The sequence below is a fragment of the Actinomycetospora succinea genome, assembly GCF_004363095.1.
GTDB classification, from domain to species: domain Bacteria; phylum Actinomycetota; class Actinomycetes; order Mycobacteriales; family Pseudonocardiaceae; genus Actinomycetospora; species Actinomycetospora succinea.
On record NZ_SNYO01000006.1, the window covers coordinates 170,863 to 189,445 of the forward strand.

The 18,583-nt window shown below is 74.7% G+C and carries 16 protein-coding genes and 1 riboswitch; of the genes, 4 read left to right on the plus strand and 12 right to left on the minus strand.

Going from position 1 to position 18,583, the window contains the following annotated elements; all coding sequences use genetic code 11:
• Window positions 1-19: 19 nt before the first annotated feature.
• A complete protein-coding gene (locus EV188_RS20970; protein WP_208114309.1) occupies window positions 20-763 on the minus strand; it encodes an alpha/beta fold hydrolase in 744 nt (247 codons plus the stop codon).
• 104 nt (window positions 764-867) lie between these two features.
• On the opposite strand from EV188_RS20970, the gene EV188_RS20975 reads away from it, so the two are divergent.
• Window positions 868-1,833, plus strand: a complete 966-nt coding sequence (locus EV188_RS20975) for a quinone oxidoreductase family protein (RefSeq protein ID WP_133828248.1) — start codon at window positions 868-870, stop codon at window positions 1,831-1,833.
• 60 nt (window positions 1,834-1,893) lie between these two features.
• On the opposite strand, the gene EV188_RS20980 is transcribed toward EV188_RS20975, so the two are convergent.
• Window positions 1,894-2,733, minus strand: coding sequence for an alpha/beta fold hydrolase (locus EV188_RS20980; RefSeq protein ID WP_133828249.1), 840 nt, complete (start codon window positions 2,731-2,733; stop codon window positions 1,894-1,896).
• Window positions 2,730-4,694 (minus strand): FAD/NAD(P)-binding protein, encoded by a 1,965-nt coding sequence (locus EV188_RS20985; protein WP_133828250.1) that lies wholly within the window; start codon window positions 4,692-4,694, stop codon window positions 2,730-2,732. Before EV188_RS20985 ends, EV188_RS20980 begins: the two co-directional genes overlap by 4 nt.
• Window positions 4,695-4,826: 132 nt before the next feature.
• Here EV188_RS20985 and EV188_RS20990 point away from each other — a divergent pair, with 132 nt between their 5' ends.
• Entirely contained in the window at window positions 4,827-5,498 is a 672-nt protein-coding gene (locus EV188_RS20990) for a gamma-glutamyl-gamma-aminobutyrate hydrolase family protein (RefSeq protein ID WP_133828251.1), read from the plus strand.
• 72 nt (window positions 5,499-5,570) lie between these two features.
• Here EV188_RS20990 and EV188_RS20995 read toward each other — a convergent pair whose 3' ends face one another.
• Window positions 5,571-7,475, minus strand: a complete 1,905-nt coding sequence (locus EV188_RS20995) for a DEAD/DEAH box helicase (protein ID WP_243741879.1) — start codon at window positions 7,473-7,475, stop codon at window positions 5,571-5,573.
• Between the two features lie 146 nt (window positions 7,476-7,621).
• A complete protein-coding gene (gene lepA, locus EV188_RS21000) occupies window positions 7,622-9,535 on the minus strand; it encodes a translation elongation factor 4 (RefSeq protein ID WP_133828252.1) in 1,914 nt (637 codons plus the stop codon).
• A 171-nt stretch (window positions 9,536-9,706) separates the two neighbouring features.
• Here lepA and rpsT point away from each other — a divergent pair, with 171 nt between their 5' ends.
• Window positions 9,707-10,000: a 30S ribosomal protein S20 gene (gene rpsT, locus EV188_RS21005; RefSeq protein WP_133828253.1), complete on the plus strand. Its 294-nt coding sequence runs from the start codon at window positions 9,707-9,709 to the stop codon at window positions 9,998-10,000.
• A 61-nt stretch (window positions 10,001-10,061) separates the two neighbouring features.
• On the opposite strand, the gene holA is transcribed toward rpsT, so the two are convergent.
• Window positions 10,062-11,084 (minus strand): DNA polymerase III subunit delta, encoded by a 1,023-nt coding sequence (gene holA, locus EV188_RS21010; RefSeq protein ID WP_133828254.1) that lies wholly within the window; start codon window positions 11,082-11,084, stop codon window positions 10,062-10,064.
• Window positions 11,085-11,239: 155 nt separating this feature from the next.
• Window positions 11,240-11,353: riboswitch (SAM riboswitch) on the plus strand.
• Between the two features lie 12 nt (window positions 11,354-11,365).
• Between holA and thrC the strand changes: the two genes are divergently transcribed.
• The gene (gene thrC / locus EV188_RS21015) at window positions 11,366-12,628 is read left to right on the plus strand and encodes a threonine synthase (protein WP_133828255.1); all 1,263 of its coding nucleotides are present in this window, start codon (window positions 11,366-11,368) and stop codon (window positions 12,626-12,628) included.
• 136 nt (window positions 12,629-12,764) lie between these two features.
• Here the strand turns inward: thrC and EV188_RS21020 are convergent, their stop codons facing one another.
• The 6 genes from EV188_RS21020 to rsfS form a co-directional block, all read right to left on the minus strand.
• Complete coding sequence (locus EV188_RS21020) at window positions 12,765-15,167, minus strand: ComEC/Rec2 family competence protein (RefSeq protein ID WP_133828256.1); 2,403 nt, start codon at window positions 15,165-15,167, stop codon at window positions 12,765-12,767.
• Window positions 15,164-16,270: a ComEA family DNA-binding protein gene (locus EV188_RS32710; RefSeq protein ID WP_133828257.1), complete on the minus strand. Its 1,107-nt coding sequence runs from the start codon at window positions 16,268-16,270 to the stop codon at window positions 15,164-15,166. Before EV188_RS32710 ends, EV188_RS21020 begins: the two co-directional genes overlap by 4 nt.
• 136 nt (window positions 16,271-16,406) lie before the next feature.
• The gene (locus EV188_RS21030; protein ID WP_166660000.1) at window positions 16,407-16,835 is read right to left on the minus strand and encodes an SRPBCC family protein; all 429 of its coding nucleotides are present in this window, start codon (window positions 16,833-16,835) and stop codon (window positions 16,407-16,409) included.
• A gap of 7 nt (window positions 16,836-16,842) precedes the next feature.
• On the minus strand, window positions 16,843-17,571 hold the full coding sequence (gene octT / locus EV188_RS31845) for a diglucosylglycerate octanoyltransferase (protein ID WP_166660001.1): 729 nt from the start codon (window positions 17,569-17,571) through the stop codon (window positions 16,843-16,845).
• Window positions 17,568-18,182 (minus strand): histidine phosphatase family protein, encoded by a 615-nt coding sequence (locus EV188_RS21035; RefSeq protein ID WP_133828259.1) that lies wholly within the window; start codon window positions 18,180-18,182, stop codon window positions 17,568-17,570. Before EV188_RS21035 ends, octT begins: the two co-directional genes overlap by 4 nt.
• On the minus strand, window positions 18,179-18,577 hold the full coding sequence (gene rsfS / locus EV188_RS21040; RefSeq protein WP_133828260.1) for a ribosome silencing factor: 399 nt from the start codon (window positions 18,575-18,577) through the stop codon (window positions 18,179-18,181). Before rsfS ends, EV188_RS21035 begins: the two co-directional genes overlap by 4 nt.
• Window positions 18,578-18,583 lie beyond the last annotated feature (6 nt).

Consider the following 18,583-nt stretch of genomic DNA (forward strand, 5'->3'; position numbering starts at 1 on the left):
CCGCCGGCGCCCGCCGTCCTCACCGGGCCAGGAAGTCCTCCACCAGCGGGGCGACGAGCCCGACCCGGCTGATGACCTTGGTGTGCTTGGTCCGGGGCAGGACGGCGAGCCCGGCGTCCGGGATCGCCTCCTGCATCGCGACGGCGTGGTCGACCCGCACGAAGTCGTGGTCGCCGATCATCAGCAGCGTCGGGGCGGTGATCGTCGCGAGCTGCTCGGGCGTCCAGTTCTGCTCGGCGCCGACGATGGGCTGCAGCTTCGCGTTGACCGCCTCGAAGGTGCTGATCCCGTACCGCTCGTACTCGCCGACCATGGCGGTGAAGTCGTGCTCGCTCGGCATGCGGGTCGACGTCGCCCACTGCTCGGGGTCGTGGATCTCCGCGTGGTAGCCGTCGGCGCGGGTGTTCACCGCGGCGAGCACGAGACGGTCGACACGGTCGGGGTGGCGCAGGGCCGTCTCGAGGGCGACGTACCCGCCCCAGCTGAAGCCGAGGACGTCGGCACGCGCCAGCCCGAGGTGGTCGAGCACCCCGACGACGTCGCCGGCCTGGTTGGCGAGGGTGACCTCGCGGTCCGCGGGGTCGGCGGTGCGCCCGTGGCCCTGGAGCTCGATCGGGATCACGCGCCGGTGCGGGGTGAGCAGGGGCATCAGCGCGCCGAAGCTCAGGTCGAGGGTCTGCATGCCGCCGTGCAGGAGCACCAGGGGCGCGCCGGCGCCGTGGTCCTCGAAGTAGACGTCGATGCCGGGCAGGGAGGCGTACATGAGGGGATCCTCCGGTCGGGGGTCGGGGCCGTCACCGGTGGAACCGCGCGATGACCCCGAACTCATCGGGCATGCGGCAAGTCGTCCCGGATAGGTTGCGGGGCATGTTCGCGGTCTACGCCTCCGAGCCCAACGCCGACGACCCCCTCGCCTCCCTGGTGGTGGGCGAGCGACCCGACCCCGAGGTGCCCGAGGGCTGGGTGCGGGTGAAGGTCGAGGCGGCGAGCCTCAACATGCACGACCTGTGGACGCTGCGCGGCGTCGGCATCAAGGAAGACCAGTTCCCGATGATCCTGGGCTGCGACGGGGCGGGCACGCTCGACGACGGCACGCCCGTCGTCCTGCACTCGCTCATGGGCGACCCGGACTGGAAGGACGACGAGACCCTCGACCCGAAGCGCAAGATGCTCACCGAGTGGGCGCAGGGCAGCTTCGCCGACTACGTGGTCGTCCCGCAGCGCAACGCCCTGCCCCGTCCCGAGGGCATGTCCGCCACGGCCGGCGCCGTCATGGGCACCGCGTGGCTCACCGCCTACCGGATGCTGTTCACCAAGTCGGGCCTGCGCGGCGGCCAGACGATGCTCGTGCAGGGCGCGTCCGGCGGGGTGTCGACGGCGCTGATCCAGCTCGGGCGCGCGGCCGGCATGCAGGTGTGGGTGACCGGGCGCACCGACGAGAAGCGCGAGCTGGCCCTGCGCCTCGGCGCCCACCAGGTGTTCGAGTCGAACGGGAAGCTGCCCGGCAAGGTCCAGGCCGTCTTCGAGACCGTCGGCGAGGCGACCTGGAAGCACTCGGTCCGCGCGCTGGTGCCCGGCGGCACGATCGTCTGCTCGGGCGCGACGTCGGGCAACCAGCCGCCCGCCGAGCTCGCCCAGATCTTCTTCCTGCAGAAGAACCTGGTCGGGTCGACGATGGGCACGCTCGCCGAGCTGCGCGACCTGCTCGACTTCGTCGCCGCCACGGGCATCGCCCCGGAGATCGGCCAGGAGCTGCCGATGACCGACGCGAAGGACGGGTTCCGGTCGATGCTCGACGGCGTCACGGCCGGCAAGATCGTCTTCACCCGCTAGGTGCCTTCGGCAGGTGAGCAGTTTGGACGGCTATAGCCGTCCGAACTGCTCACCTGCGCGTCAGCGCACCAGGAACGCCAGCAGGGCCTCGGTGACCGCGCCGGGGTGGCGGGCGGGGAGCCAGTGGTCGCCGCCGGGCACCGGGACGTAGGTGAACGGGCCGTCGAGGTGGCGCGCCGAGCCGGCCATCTGCGCCTCGGTGAGCGCGACGTCGCCCGTCCCGATCATGCCCAGCACCGGGATGGTCAGGCGCGGCAGGCCCAGCGGGGTCTCGTCGGCGAAGGTGCGCGCGTCGATGTTCGCCCGGTACCAGTTCAGCCCGGCGGTCAGGGCGCCCGGACGCGCGAGGTCGGCGATGTGGGTGCGGGTGAGCTCGTCGTCGCCGCCCGCGTGCAGCCACCGCCGCAGCAGCGCCCAGTCGTCGGCGGGCAGGACCTCCTCGGCCACGCCGGGGAACTGGAACCAGAGCATGTACCAGGACAGGGCGCGCTGCTCGAGCCCGGCGGCGCGGAACGCCTCGGGGTGTCCGACGGCCAGGGCGGCGTAGCGCGTGACCCGGTCGCTGCGCATCGCGAGCGCCCAGCCGACCACCGAGCCGAAGTCGTGCCCGGCGACCGCGGCGCGCTCGATCCCGCGCTCGTCGAGCAGGGCGAGCACGTCGGCCACCGAGTGGCTGATCCGGTAGGCGGCGACGTCGTCGGGGCGGTCGCTGTCGCCGAAGCCGCGCAGGTCCGGGGCGATCACCCGGTACCCCGCCGCGACCAGCGCCTCGATCTGCGGGCGCCACAGCGTCGCGCGGTCGGGGAAGCCGTGCAGCAGGACGACCGCGGGCCCGGTGCCGGCGTCGATCACCGAGAGCGTGATCCCGGGCAGGGCGACGCGGACCGGGTCGGGGATCACGCCGAGAGTCTCCCGGCCGCCGGCTCCACGTCGGCGAGCTGGGTGAGCACGGCGCGGGCGAGCGCGTCGTTGGCCCGGAAGCTCAGCGCGTTGGTGTTCGGCCGGGTGAAGGCGCCGGGGAGCCGGACGTTCGTGTGCGGCCCGATCGCGAAACGGCAGGGGTCGGGGCGGCCCTCGGCGTCGATCAGCCGGAAGTCCGAGGTGCGCACCCGCACGAGACCGGTGTTGTGCAGCGTCACCGCCGCGCCGGAGTGCGCGACCGCGGCGTCGGCGGCGTGCACGGCGGTGCCGGAATCGTCGGTGTGCTCCTCCCGCAGCGTCTCCTCGTCGAGCAGGCCCTCGGCGTGCAGCCCGGCCAGCATCGGGTCGTCGCTGCGGCTGACGCTCGGCGACGACAGGCGCGCCTCGACGAAGGTCCGCGCGGTCACGGCGACGTGGTCGAGCGAGGCGCTCGTGGCCCGGAAACCACCCTCGACGGGCGCGACCTGCAGCCCGGCGCCGAGGAACACCACGTACCCGGCGCGCGAGAGCGCGAGCAGCTGGCGCAGGCGCGGTCCGGGCGGGCCGCTGGCGAGCGAGCTGAAGAAGTTCTGCCACCACGCGAGGTCCTGGGCGCGCGAGCGCGGCGTCAGCGCCGGCGTCCCCGCCAGCTCCGCGACCTGCGCGAACGCCGACAGCAAGCCCACGAACGCCCCGAGCTCGGCGGTGTAGCGGTCGTCGACGTGGCGGGCGAGGTCGTCGAGGACGTAGGAGCGCAGGCGCTCCTGCAGGCTCGCGAGGTCGGGCGCGCAGACGTCCTCGAGGGGCCGGTCGATGCGCTCGAAGTCGAGCCGGTCGCCGGGGTCGGGCACGAAGCCGACGACCAGCTCGTACATGGCCGGCGTGTACCAGTCGAGCTCGGCGTAACGCAGCGCGAAGTCGTCCCACACGCCCCGGACGCGGTCGGGGTGGCCGGCGAAGAGCTCGTGGTAGTACGCCCAGCCGACCTCCTTGGCCATGAGCGGCCACACGTCGCGGCGCAGGTCGACGTCGCCGCGGCGGACGAAGCCGGCGATCTCGTCCGGCCCCAGGAACCGCGGCAGCGGCGGGCGCGGTCCCTTCAGCGCGTACTCGGTCTTCGCGTGGTACGGCACGCCGCGCCCCGAGCCGACGTGCACGACGGGCTCGCGGCCCGAGGGCTCGTAGTCGAGCGTGCCGTCGCCACGGTCGCGGAACGCCCCGCCGCGGCCCTCGAAGAGCAGGACCATGAGGTCGACGAACGCCAGTCCCATCCCGCGCGCGATCACCGTCTCCCCCGCCGGGATGCGGTCGAGCTCCGAGTCGGTGGTCTGCTCGGGCGGGAAGTAGAGCAGCCCCTGCTCCCGGGCGTGCGCGGCCAGGGCGGCCTCGGCATCGGTCGGCGCGGCGTCGAGGTGCCCGGAGGCGAGGACCAGGACGTCGGCGGGCAGCTCACCGCCACCCTCGAGCTGCACCCTGTCCGGCGTGCCGCGGCGCAGCCCGACGGCGCGGGTCCGGTGCCGGTGCACGCGGACCTGCGGCGGGAGGGTCGCGAGGACGCGGCGCAGCACGAAGTCGAGGTAGTGGCTCTGCAGGCGCCGGGTGGCGAACGTGGCCGGCCCGAGGGCGCGCAGCTCGTCGCCCACCGGGCCGTCGGGGACGTCCTCGCCGTCGAGCTCGCCGTCGCGGACCGCCACGGCCCACTCGTAGAGCGACGGACCAGGGACGATCGGGCCGTCGCAGACGACGCTCGAGTCGGTGAACATCGTGACGTCGGCGGCCATCGAGTTCATCCACAGCAGCGCCGACTGGTCCTCGCGCCAGATGCGGCCCGCGCCGTCCGGGTAGGGGTCGACGAGGTGGACGTCGAGGTCGTCGACGAACTCCGGCGCGCTCGCCGCGAGGCGTTCGAGGACACCGGTCCCGCGTGGCCCGCCCCCGACGATCACCACCGACCGTGGCATCTGTCCGCACCCTCCGCCGTCCGCCTCGCCCCTCAACCGTAGGCGGGGGGTCACCGGACCGGCCACCGATCGGCGGTGTCGGGTGACGTACGGCCCAGTGGGAGGCTCGGACCGGTGGGAGGCTCGGACGCGATGGACACTCCCCTGGTCGCCGTGACCGGCAGGCGCCGCAGCGCGGCCGGCCTGCACACCGGTCCGCCGGCGATGGACGCGCTGGAGGTCGACGCCTACTTCAGCGGCTACGCCGCGCACGTCGTCGCGGCCGGCGGGCTGCCGCTGCACGTGCCCGGCGGCGTCGACGCGGCCGCGGTGATGGACCGCGCGGACGCCCTCCTGCTGACCGGGGGCAACGACGTCGACCCGGCGCGCTACGGCGCGGTCCCCGACGCGCACACGTCCGCACTCGAGCCCGCCCGCGACGCCCTGGAGATCGCGCTGCTCGCCGCGGCGCGGGAGCGCGGACGCCCGGTGCTGGCGATCTGCCGCGGCATCCAGCTGGTGAACGTCGCGTGGGGCGGCACGCTGTACCGGCACCTGCCCGAGCACGCGGACACGCGGTGGCACGACGTCGCCCTCTCCCCCGACAGCGTCCTGGCCGGCCTGCACGGCGCCGGCGCGCGGGTGAACAGCCTCCACCACCAGGGCGTCGACCGGGTCGGCGACGGCCTCGTCGTCACCGCGACGGCGCCCGACGGCCAGGTCGAGGGGCTGGAAGCGGAGCGCCTGGTCGCGGTGCAGTGGCACCCCGAGCAGCTCGACGACGTGCCGCAGCCCGAGTTCCGGTGGTTGGTCGACGCCTGTTGACCCCGCACACACGACCGCGCCCGCCCGTGCGGGGCACGGACGGGCGCGGGCAGTGGTGCTCGTCGACGGTGCTTATCGACGCTTCGGGCCGCGCGGGCCCCGCGACGGCCCCGAGGCCACCTCGTCGCGCGACGCGCGACGCAGGCCCATGGGGCGGCCGGCGACGCGGGCGCGCTGCAGGCGCTTGACGACCGGGCCGGGCACGTCGGCGGGCAGCTCGACCAGCGTGTGGTCGGTGCGGATGTCGATGTGCCCGATGTGCGCCGAGTCGAGCCCCGCCTCGTTGGCGATGGCCCCGACGATGGCGCCCGGCCGCACACGCTGGTTGTGGCCGACCTCGATCCGGTAGGTGTCGGTGCCCGACCCGACGCTCCACTCGGGCGCCTTGCCACGGCCCTGACCGCGGCCCGGCTTGTCGTCGCGCGGGCGCTTCTCGCCACGCGGCGGCGGGGCCGGCAGGTCCTCGACCAGCAGCGGCTTGTCGCCCTGGACCATCTTGGCCAGGGCGGCGGCCAGCTCCATCGGGTCGGCGCCGGTCTCGGCGACGTAGTCGCCGACGATGCCGCGGAAGACGTCCATCGGGTCGCCACCGGCGACCGTGCCGTCGAGGGTGCCGGTGATCTGCTCGGCGAAGCGGCGCTTGCGCACCGCGTTCACCTCGTCGGTGCCCGGCACCGACATCTCCTCGGCCTTCTGCTTGGTGACGCCCTCGATCATCCGCATGGTGCGGATCTGGCCGCGGGTGACGAACGAGATCGCCTCGCCACTGCGCCCCGCCCGGCCGGTGCGCCCGATGCGGTGCACGTAGGACTCGGGGTCGGTGGGCAGGTCGTGGTTGACGACCAGCGAGATGCGGTCGACGTCGAGACCGCGGGCGGCGACGTCGGTGGCCACCAGCACGTCGATCTTGCCGGCGCGCAGGTCGCCGATCGTCTTCTCGCGCTGCGGCTGTGAGAGGTCACCCGAGATCGCGACCGCCGCGAAGCCGCGGCGGTTGAGGGCGTCGGTGACGTCGGTGGTGTTCTGGCGGGTGCGCACGAACACCAGGCAGGCGTCGAAGTCCTCGACCTGCAGGATGCGGGCGAGCGCGTCCGCCTTCTGCCGCTCGGGCAGCACGACGTAGCGCTGGCGCGTGTTGACGCCGGTCTGCGTCTTCGACTTGATCGAGACCTCGGCCGGGGCGTTCAGGTGCCGCCGCGAGACCTCGCGGATGGCGCCCGGCATGGTCGCCGAGAACAGCGCCACCTGCCGGTCCGGGGGCAGCAGGTCGAAGATGTGCTCGACCTCTTCGAGGAAGCCCATCTGCAGCATCTCGTCCGCCTCGTCGAGCACGAAGTGCGCGACGTCGGTGAGGTCGAGCGTGCCCTTCTCGAGGTGGTCGGAGATGCGGCCGGGGGTGCCGACGACGATCTGCCCGCCGCGGCGCAGCCCGTGCAGCTGCGGGCCGTAGGGCGCGCCGCCGTAGAGCTGGACGACGTTCAGGCCGGGGACGCCGGCGCCGAGGCGCTCGATGGCCTCCGCGACCTGGATCGCCAGCTCGCGGGTCGGGGTCAGCACGAGGGCCTGGACCGACTTCTGGGCCGGGTCGATCGCCGAGAGCATCGGCAGCGCGAACGCGGCGGTCTTGCCGGTGCCGGTCTGCGCGAGCCCGAGGACGTCGCGCCCCGACAGCAGCAGCGGGATCGTCTCGGACTGGATCGGCGTCGGGGTGTCGAACCCGGACTCGACCAGCGTGGGGAGCAGTCGCTCGGCGACGCCGAGCGCGGCGAAGGCCGAGGCGGGGACCTCGTCGGTCGCCTCGTCCTCGGTGTCGTCGGTGTCCTCGGCGTCGTTCTCGACGTCCTCGAGGCTCTCGGTCTGGTCCTCCGGGGCGCTGACGGGGGTGTTGCCCGCTTCGTCGGTCGCGTCAGAGGTGGAGGGGGAGATCACGTCCACGAGCTCGACGTCGTGGTCGGACAGGACAGCAGCGTTGGTCACGTAGATCTTTCAGGAGAGGGAACTCGGACACGAGAGCTGTCCGCGGACCCGGTCACACTGAGAAGGTCCCACCCAGGCCGACAGCTCGGCGTTGATAACCAGTCTACGCGAGTGGACATTCCCGGCCGTCGACCGCGGGGTGTGAGCTACTTCTTGGCCTTGCTCTTCTCGACCGCGTTCTGGTCGGTGGACAGCGCCGCGACGAAGGCCTCCTGCGGGACGTCGACGCGCCCGATGGTCTTCATCCGCTTCTTGCCCTCCTTCTGCTTCTCGAGCAGCTTGCGCTTGCGGGTGATGTCCCCGCCGTAGCACTTGGAGAGCACGTCCTTGCGGATCGCGCGGATGGTCTCGCGAGCGATGATCTTCGCCCCGATGGCGGCCTGGATCGGCACCTCGAACTGCTGGCGCGGGATGAGCTCGCGCAGCTTCGTGGCCATCGAGTTGCCGTACTCGTAGGCGGCGTCGCGGTGCACGATCGCCGAGAACGCGTCCACCGGCTCGCCCTGCAGCAGGATGTCGACCTTCACCAGGTCAGCGGCCTGCTCGCCGGCGGGCTCGTAGTTCAGCGAGGCGTAGCCGCGGGTGCGCGACTTCAGGATGTCGAAGAAGTCGAAGATGATCTCGGCGAGCGGCATCGTGTAGCGGAGCTCGACCCGGCTGTCGGACAGGTAGTCCATGCCCTCGAGCGACCCGCGCCGCGACTGGCAGAGCTCCATGATCGGGCCGACGAAGTCCGCCGGGGCGAGCACCGAGACCTTGGTGATCGGCTCGTAGATCGTCGCGACCTTGCCCTCGGGCCAGTCCGCGGGGTTGGTCACCTCGGCCTCGGAGCCGTCGTCGAGCTCGAGGCGGTAGACGGTGTTGGGCGCGGTGGAGATGAGGTCGAGCCCGTACTCGCGCTCGAGGCGGTCGCGGGTGATCTCGAGGTGCAGCAGGCCGAGGAACCCGCAGCGGAACCCGAAGCCGAGCGCCGCCGAGGTCTCCGGCTCGTAGGACAGGGCGGCGTCGTTGAGACGCAGGCGGTCGAGCGCGTCGCGCAGGATCGGGAAGTCCGACCCGTCGATCGGGTACAGCCCGGAGTAGACCATCGGCTGCGGGTCGCGGTAGCCGCCGAGGGGCTCGGTGGCGCCCTTGCGCTCCCAGGTCACGGTGTCGCCGACGCGGGACTGGCGGACGTCCTTCACGCCGGTCATCAGGTAGCCGACCTCGCCGACCCCGAGGCCCTGACAGGGCTTCTGGTCCGGCGAGATGATCCCGACCTCGAGCAGCTCGTGCACCGCGTTCGTCGACATCATGCGGATGCGCTCGCGCGGGGTGATGCGGCCGTCGACGACGCGGATGTAGGTGACGACGCCGCGATAGGTGTCGTAGACCGAGTCGAAGATCATCGCGCGGGCCGGGGCGTCGGCGTCGCCCACCGGTGCGGGGACGCGGCGCACGACCTCGTCGAGGACGGCCTCGACGCCGGCGCCGGTCTTGGCCGAGATGCGCAGGACGTCGTCGGGCTCGCAGCCGATGAGGTGGGCGATCTCCTCGGCGTAGCGCTCGGGCTCGGCGGCCGGGAGGTCGATCTTGTTGAGCACCGGGATGATCTCGAGGTCGTGCTCCATGGCCAGGTACAGGTTGGCCAGGGTCTGCGCCTCGATGCCCTGCGCGGCGTCGACCAGCAGGATCGCGCCCTCGCACGCGGCCAGCGACCGGCTCACCTCGTAGGTGAAGTCGACGTGGCCCGGGGTGTCGATGAGGTGCAGGACGTGGTCGCGCATCTCGCCGTCGGGACCGGCGGCGCACCAGGGCAGGCGCACGTTCTGCGCCTTGATCGTGATGCCGCGCTCGCGCTCGATGTCCATGCGGTCGAGGTACTGCGCGCGGTAGGCGCGGTCGCCGAGGACGCCGGTCATCTGCAGCATCCGGTCGGCCAGCGTCGACTTGCCGTGGTCGATGTGGGCGATGATGCAGAAGTTGCGGATCCGGTCCGGCGGCGTGAACGTCTCGTCGGCGAAACCCTTCGTGCCCGGCCGTCCAGGGTTGCTGGCGGACTGCTGGGTGGTCTGGCTCAACGGGTTCCTCACGTTCTGGGTCGGCCGGCTCGCCCCCATCGTCCCATGAGGCCCGCCCGCGCTCCGCGACGAGCGGTGTTGCTAACCTTGAGGACACGTGTGAGGCGGTCGAGCGCCCCCGCGCGCTCCCGTGACGCCAGACAGCACCGACAGACGAGGTTCGAAGACTCCGTGGCGAACATCAAGCAGCAGGTCAAGCGCATCCGCAAGAGCGAAGAGGCGCGCCAGCGCAACAAGGCGGTCAAGTCGCGCATCAAGACGTCGATCCGCCGCTACCGCGAGGCCGTCGAGGCCGGTGACCAGGAGCAGGCCACCACCCGCCAGCGCGAGGCCGCCCGCCTGCTCGACAAGGCCGTCAGCAAGGGCGTCATCCACAAGAACCAGGCGGCGAACAAGAAGTCGCGCATGGCCCACCGCGCCGAGCGCTTCACCGTCGACGCCAAGGCGGGCAAGACCCCGGCCTGACCGGACCCAAGCTCTCGCGACGGCCCGTCCCCGGTTCCCGGGGGCGGGCCGTTCGCGTGTGTCAGCGGCGGGCGTTCCCCCGCGCCGCGACGACCGCCTCGACGGCGTACTCGAGCGCGTAGGACGGGTCGGCGGCGGCGCCCTTGACGTTCGCGTTGAGGTCGGCGACGACGCCCATGGCGCGGGTGAACCCCTCGCCCGTCCACCCGCGGCCGTTCTGCTGGCCCCGCTTCACCTTCCACGGCGGCATCCGTAGGCCTGACGCGAGGCTGTAGGGGTCGCCGCGTCCGGCCGCCGTGACCCGCGCGGCCGTCCGCACGCCGTCGGCGATCGCGTCGGCGACGACGACGTGCGGGACCCCGGTGTCGAGCGCCCAGCGCAGCGCCTCGAGGGCGCCCGCGCGGTCGCCGGTCATGGCGCGGTCGGCCACGGCGAACCCGGTGACCTCGGCGCGCCCGCGGTGGAACCGCCGCACCGCGTCGGCGTCGACGTGCCCGCCCGAGTCGGACGCCAGCTGCGACGCCGCCGCGGCGAGCTCGCGCAGGTCGGAGCCGACGGCGTCCATGAGCAGCCCGAGCGCCTCGCCCGTGATCTTGCCGCCGGCCTGGCGGACCTCGGCGCGCACGAAGTCGGCCCGCTGGTCGTCGGACAGCGACGACGCCGCCGCCTCGGTGGCGCCCGCCCCGCGCAGGCCCTCGAGCAGCGCGTCGCCCTTCGCGGGACCCTTCGCCGCACCCTTGGCGGGGCGGCGGCTGCGGGAGCTCTTCGGCGGGCCGCGGTGGACGACGACGAGCGTGACGCCCTCGCTGGGCGCCTTCGCGTACTCGAGCAGCAGCGTCGTGACCTCGGCGCCCGCGTCGTGGCCGTTCTCGACCACGACCACCCGCGACTCGGCGAACAGCGACGGGCTGACCAGCTCGCCCAGCACCCCGGACGTCAGCTCACCGGCCGGGAGCCGGCTGACCTCGACCGCCGGGTCGGCCTCGCGCGCCGCCGTGATGGCTCGCGTGACCGCCCGCTCGACCAGCAGCCCCTCGTCGCCGACGACGAGGTGCACCGGCCCGGGGGCGCTCGCGGAGCTCACGCTCCGATCGTGTCACGACGCCACGACAGCGCGGCCGCGAGTCCGCCCGGCCCGCGTGAGGCACATCTCCCCCGGCGCGCGCTCGGTGGTCGGGTCGGAACCGGTGCCGTAGTCTTCTCCGCCGAGCGCCCCAGGGGTCTCGCACAACCGAATACGGCTCATCCAGAGGGGTAGAGGGACCGGCCCGACGACACCCCGGCAACCGGCGTCAGCGTTCTCCGCAGGCGATCACGGTGCCAATTCCGACCCGTTCGCGGGGAAGATGAGGAGGATTTCCTTCCATGACGCTGACCGCCCAGCCCACGAGTACCACCGGGCTCGACCTCGGTCCCGCCGCTGCTCTCGCCTGCCGCGCCTGCGGCCACCGCCTCGACCTCGCCGCCGAGTTCGCCTGTCCGCAGTGCTTCGGCCCGCTCGAGATCGCCTACGACTTCGGCCGCGTGACCCGCGAGGACATCGAGCGCGGCCCCCGCAGCATCTGGCGCTACAAGTCGCTGCTGCCGGTGCCCAGTACCGTCGAGTCGTACCCCAACACCGACCCGGGCCTCACCCGCCTGCTGCGCGCCGACCGCCTCGGCGCCGAGCTCGGCATCCGCAACCTGTGGATCAAGGACGACACCGGCAACCCGACCCACTCCTTCAAGGACCGGGTCGTCGCCGTCGCCCTCGCCGCCGCCCGCGAGCTCGGGTTCACCGTGCTGGCCTGCCCGTCGACCGGGAACCTCGCGAACGCCACCGCCGCCGCGGCCGCCCGCGCCGGCTGGGACTCGGTCGTGCTGATCCCCGCCTCCCTCGAGCGCGCGAAGATCCTGATGACCGCGGTGTACGACACCAACCTCCTCGCCTGCGAGGGCACGTACGACGACGTCAACCGCCTCGCCACCGAGCTCGCCTTCGAGCAGGAGGACTGGGCGTTCGTCAACGTCAACGTCCGCCCGTACTACGCCGAGGGCTCGAAGACCCTGGGCTACGAGGTCGCCGAGCAGCTCGGCTGGCGCATCCCGGCCCAGACCGTCATCCCGATCGCCTCGGGCTCGCAGCTGACCAAGGTCGACAAGGCCTACGGCGAGCTGATCTCCCTCGGGCTGGTCGACGACGCCGAGTACAAGGTTTTCGGCGCCCAGGCCGCGGGGTGCTCGCCGGTCTCGACCGCCTACCGCGAGGGCACCGACGTCGTCCGCCCGCAGAAGCCGGACACGATCGCGCGCTCGCTCGCCATCGGGAACCCGGCTGACGGGCCCTACGTCCTCGACGCTGTGCGCCGCTGCGGCGGGAGCATCAACGACGTCACCGACGAGGAGGTCCGCGACGGCATCCGCCTGCTCGCGCGCACCGAGGGCGTGTTCGCCGAGACCGCCGGCGGCGTGACCGTGGCGAACGCCAAGAAGATGGTCGAGTCGGGCGATCTCGACCCGGACGCCGACACGGTCCTGCTGATCACCGGCGACGGCCTGAAGACCCTCGACGCGATCGAGCACCAGGTCGGGCCGAAGGCGACGATCCCGGCGACGTCGGCGGCGGTCCGCGAGGCCCTGGGCCTGTAGTTCTCCGGGGCTCGACCCGTGTCCTCGGGACACGGGTGGGGTCCCGCGTTCTGCCGCAGCGCCCGAGATCAGGGGCGACCGGGTGCACCTCGCGAGCGTCCGGAGGTGCACGGCGTCGCCCGTGATCACCTGACGCTCACCGCTTCCTCGGGTCGGGGCGCGGGTCGCCGCGGGCGACGACGGCGGGCCCGGTGCGCGGGTCGGCGCCGGCGACGACGGCGAGGTCGCCCGACTCGTCGGTGCGGCGCACGAGCGCACCGGTGCGGGCGAGCAGGTCCACGACCCGAGGGTTCGGGTGGCCGTAGGTGTTGCCGCGCCCCACGCTGACCAGGGCGAGCGAGGCGCGGGCCGCGGTGAGGAAGGTCGGCAGCGAGGACCGGGACCCGTGGTGCGGGACCTTGAGGATCTCCGCGTGCAGGTCCGAGCCGGACCCGAGCAGCGAGGACTGCGACGACAGTTCCGCGTCGCCGGGCAGCAGCACGCGTCCGACCGGGGTGTGCGCACGCAGCACCACCGAGGTGTCGTTGACCGCGGAGCCGTCGTCGCCGTCGACGTGCGCGGCGGGGTGCACGGGGCCCAGCACCTCGAGCACCAGCCCCGGCCACCGCAGCACGGTCCCGCGCGCCAGCCCGACCAGCGGGGCGCGCACCGCGGCGGCCCGGCGCACCACCTGCCCGAGCGTGTCCGCGGGCTCGCGCGCCGGGCCGAGCGCGACGCCGCCGACCGACCGGCCCGCCAGCGCCCCGGCGAGGCCGCCGACGTGGTCCGCGTGCAGGTGGGTCAGCACGACGAGCGCCAGCGACCGGACCCCGAGCCGCGCCAGGCACCCGTCGATCGCGCCGGCGTCCGGGCCGACGTCGACGAGGACCGCGCGCCCCGGCTCCCCCGTCGCGAGCACGAGGCCGTCGCCCTGCCCGACGTCGCAGGCCACGAGCGTCCAGCGCGCGGGCGGCCACCCGGGCGGCGCGACGCGGGTGGGGACGAGGACCAGCAGCGCGCCGACCAGGATCGCCGCGACCACCGCGCGCAGCCGCCGCCAGCGCAGCGCCGCCCCGACCAGCACGACGACCGCGGCGAGCCCGAGCGCACCGGGCACCCCGCCCGGCCACTCCAGCGTCGCGCCCGGGACCGCGGCGCACCGCCGCGCCACCCACACCAGCCACGACACCCCGGGACCCGCCGCCCACACCAGCGCGTGCGCACCCGCGGTCCACCACGGCGCCACCGCCGCGGCCATCACCCCGAGCACCGTCACCGGGGCGATCACCGGGGCGGCGAACAGGTTGGCCACGACCGCGACGAGGCTGACCTCGCCCGACAGCCCCGCGATCACCGGCGCCGTCACCACGTGCGCGGCCACCGGCACCGCGAGCGCCTCCGCCACGCCCGGCGGCACCCGGCGCGCCCGCATCCGCGCCACGAACCCGGGCGCGAGCAGCACCAGCGCGCCGGTGGCGAGCACCGAGAGCGCGAACCCCGGGTCGGTCGCCAGCCCCGGGTCGACGAGCAGCAGCACGATCACCGCCGCGCAGAGGGCCGGCACCACCGAGCGCCGCCGCCCCACCGCGAGCGCCAGCACCGTGACCCCGCCCATCACGGCCGCGCGCAGCACGCTCGGCGAGGGCCGCGCGAGGACCACGAACCCGACCAGCGCCAGCCCCGCCAGCACCGCCGCCGTGCGCGGACCCGCCCGCGCCAGCCGGGCGAGCAGCAGCACCGCGCCGCACACGATCGCCACGTTCGTGCCGGACACCGCCGTGAGGTGCGTGAGCCCTGCGGTCCGGAAGTCGTCGGTGAGCCCCGGCGAGATCCCCGAGGTGTCGCCGACCACTAGCCCGGGCAGCAGGCCGGCGGGGTCCTCGGCGAGCACGGCCCGCGCCGCGTCGCGGAGGCCACCGCGCAGGTCGCCGGCGACCCGCTGCATCACCGGCACCGGGCCCACCGACCGCGGCGGTCCGCGCACCTGCAGCACCGCCACCGTGAGGTCGGCGCGGTCGGGCGGCCCGAGCCGGCCCCGCGCGCTGACCAGCTGGCCGGGCAGCAGGCCGCCCCACTCGTCGGCGGGCGCCAGGAGCACCACCCGGCCGCCGGCGAGCCACCCCGGACCCGCCCCGACCTGGCCGCCGACCAGCTCGCCGCGCACGACCACCCGCCCCGGCCCCGGCACCGTCGAGCGGACGGGCCGCGGGTCGGCGGTGACGACGAGGTCCAGCCGCGCCGACACCCCGGTGCCGGTGGCCGGGCGCAGCGGGTGGCTCGCCACGGCGAAGGCCCCGAGCCCGGCCACCAGCCCCACGGCCGCCGTGCACCCGCCCGCGGCCACGACGACGGCCCGAAGCCCGGACCGACCCGAGGAGCCTCGAGCCCGTCGCGCGGCGATCACCGCCGCCACGGCGGCCAGCACCACGAGCACCAGCGCGACACCCCAGCCGGCCGTGAGCGCCGCGATCGCGACGCCCCACGACGCCAGCGCCGCCGGCACGAGCCGCAGGTCGGGCGGCGCGGGCTCGTCCGGTGGCCTCGGAGGCCGGCCGCTCACACCGTGACCAGGTCGCGCAGGTTCGCGAAGCGGGCGTCGCCGATCCCGCTGACCTCCTGCAGCTGCTCGACCGCTCCGAAGCGCCCGTTCTGCGTGCGCCACTCGAGGATCCGCTGTGCGGTGACCGGCCCGACGCCGGGGAGCTGGTCGAGCTGCTCGAGGGTCGCGGTGTTGAGGTTGACCGGCCCGCCCGGCGCGGAGCCACCGGGAGCACCACCACCCGCCGGCGCTGCGGAGGCCGACGGCGCCGCCGCCGGTACCCCGACCACCACCTGCTCGCCGTCGGTGAGCCGCGCCGCGAGGTTGAGCCCGGTGATGTCGGCGTCCGGCGACGCGCCACCGGCGGCGTCGACGGCCTCACCGACGCGGCTGCCGGGCGGGAGCCGCACCAGCCCGGGCCGGGCGACCTTCCCGGACACCGACACGACGATCGGTCCCGTGTCGGGCGGCGGGCCACCGGGCGGCAGAGCCGCCGGCGAGGGCTGGACGGGTGCACCCGCCACCAGCGGCAGCGCGGGCACCGGCTCGGCGACCGGGCGGTCCGACCACACCCCCACCGCCGCCACGACCGCCGCGACGGCGGCGACCGTGGCGAGGGCGAGCGCCCCGGTGCGGCCCGGGTCCCACCGCGCGCCCGACCACGACGCCGGGAGCCACCGCGCCATCCACCGCCGCGCCCGCTCGCCGCGCTCCGGCGGGTCCCACGCGCTCCCCCGGCGCGCCGCGGGGAGCGGCTCGTCGTCCTCGTCGTCGTCCCACCACGCGTCGTCCCGGTCGTCGGCGCGGGGCTCACCACAGAGGTCACCACGGAGGTCACCACGGACGTCACCACGGACGTCACCACGGACGTCACCGCGGACGTCACCGCGGACGTCACCCCGGACGTCACCCCGAAGATCACCTCGCCGACCAGCCGGCACGTCGTCCGGGCGCGGCGGCAGGCGCAGCCGGGCGGCGGGCGTGCCCGGCGGCGCCCCGGGCCAGCCCACGCGGGCACCGTCGGGCGGCCCCACGTCGACGGCGTCCCGCCCGCCCCAGTCGGCGGCGCGGGCCCGCAGGCGGGCGCGGGCGCCGTCGGTGTCGGGCGGCGCGGAGCGGGTCATGCCCGGGACGCTAGAAAGCACCTGGCCGGAGAGCCCAGCACGGACCGAGCGCCTGGGGACGAGCGCCCGGGGTGGGGACGGACAGCCGTCACACCGAGGCCGACAGCAGACCGAACGGCCGACAGGAGACCGCCGGTCAGCCCCGGGGCGCCAGTATCTTCCCCAACCGCCGCATGTTCGCCCGCCCCGCGACGCGCATCCCGGCCGCGAGCGCCGGCAGCGCCGACCCCAGGGCGCCGGGGGCTGCCAGCGAGATCGTCAACGTCAACCTGCTGCCGCTCCCGCGGGCCTCGACGTCACCGACGAGGTCGACGTCCAGCCCCCGGAACCGGCAGCGGGTGCGCCAGCACCTCGGCCGGTCGTACTCGACGATCTCGGCGGTCCCGCCGCCCAGCCCGAGCCAGGTCCCCTCGAAGCGCGAGCCGACACCCACCGGCTCCGCCCCGAGCAGGTCGATGCGCCGCGCCGCCGGGTTCCAGGCCGCCTCGGTGCGCAGGTCCGCGACCCGGTCGAACACCGTCTCCGGGGAGGCGTCGGTGTCGAGCAGGTTCACGACGGTGGTCACCGGCACATCATCGGGCAGGACGGTCGGCCAGCGCTGCCGCCACCTCGGTGCCGACGGCCGCCCCCACCGCCGCGTGGGCCGTCCATCCCCAGTGGATCCCGTCGGGGTTGCCGTGCCCGCCGAGGACGTGGTCGGCGACGAGGGGCACGGGGTCGACCAGGCGCACACCATGCCGATGGGCCCACGCCGTCATCGCCGCCACGTGCCGGTCGCGCCCCGCGTGGACCCCGCCGTAGAACGGCGCGCGGTGCACCGACGGCAGCATCCCGACCACCGGCAGGCCCGGGATCAGCGCGGTCACGGCCACGCGGAGCAGCTCCAGGTGCCGCACGGTCTCCGCCGGCGGCAGCGCGACCGGCCCCGCGCGCCCGAGCGCCCGCGCCGCGCGCGGCACCACCCACGCGTGCGCGTCCCGGGCGGCCCGCCGGACGCGGGGCGAATGCACCGCCGGGATCAGCTCCCGCAACGCCGTCGGCACCGGCGACGGGAGCGTGTCCATCCCGCCGATCCCCAGCACGACCGCGTCGGCGTGGCGCAGCGACGCCCAGATGCGCGGGTCGCCGACCATCGCCCGCCACGCGTGGCGCGCGGTCCAGCCCAGGCCGGCGTGCAGCTCGGCGCGTCCCCCCAGCGTGGAGGCCGCCACGTGCGGCCACAGGCGCGGCTCGTCGGCGGGTTCGGCGCGATCGGGCCCGTGGAACGACAGCGAGTCCCCGATCACGACCAGGAGGGTCACGCGTGGAGGCCCCAGGCGCGCAGGCGCCAGCGGTCGATGCGGTGCTCGAGGATCGCCCACGCGCAGTTGTGCAGCGGCGAGAGCGAGTGCCACGCCTCGATCGGCCAGGCCAGCGCGGAGGCCGTCAGCGCGCCGATCGTGCCGCCGTGCGCGACGACCATCGCGGTCTGCCGCTCGTCGCTGCCGCCGAGCTCGGCGTCCAGCTCGGCGACCACGGGGAACGCGCGCTCGGCGACGTCGACCCGGGACTCACCGCCGGGGGGCGCCCACGCCGGGTCGGTGCGCCACGCCTCCAGCCCGCCGGGCCAGCCCGCCTCGACCTCGGAGCCGGTCAGGCCCTCCCAATCACCCAGCGATGTCTCGCGCAGACGCGGCTCCGGGCGCGGGACCAGCGCGGACTCCTTGGCGACGGCCTCGGCCGTGCGCCAGGCGCGGACCTGGTCGGACGCGACGAGCAGCGCCGGCTCGTAGGCCGCGAGCAGCGGCGCGGCGGCGAGGGCCTGGGCGCGCCCGACCTCGTCGAGATCGGGGTCGAGCCGGCCCTGCATGCGGCTCTCGGCGTTCCACATCGTCCGACCGTGGCGGGCGAGGACCAGCCGGTGGAGGCTCACTCGCCGGCGGCACTCTGATCGGAGGGCGGCCCGTACACCTCGGCGGGCAGCGGCACGGCCGGGCAGTCCTTCCACAGCCGCTCGAGGCCGTAGAACTCCCGCTCCTCGGTGTGGAACACGTGCACCACGATGTCGGCGAAGTCCAGCAGGACCCAGCGGGCCTCCTGGGTGCCCTCGCGGCGCACGGGCTTGGCGTCGAGGTCGCGGAGCTTCTCCTCGACGCTGTCGACGACGGCCTGCACCTGGCGCTCGTTGGGCGCCGAGGCGATGACGAACGCGTCGGTGAGCGGGAGCCGCTCGGACACGTCGATGGCGACGACGTCCTGGGCGAGCTTGTCGGCAGCGGCGAGCGCGGCGGTCTCGGTGAGACGGCGGGCGCGATCGGTGACGGCCACGAAACC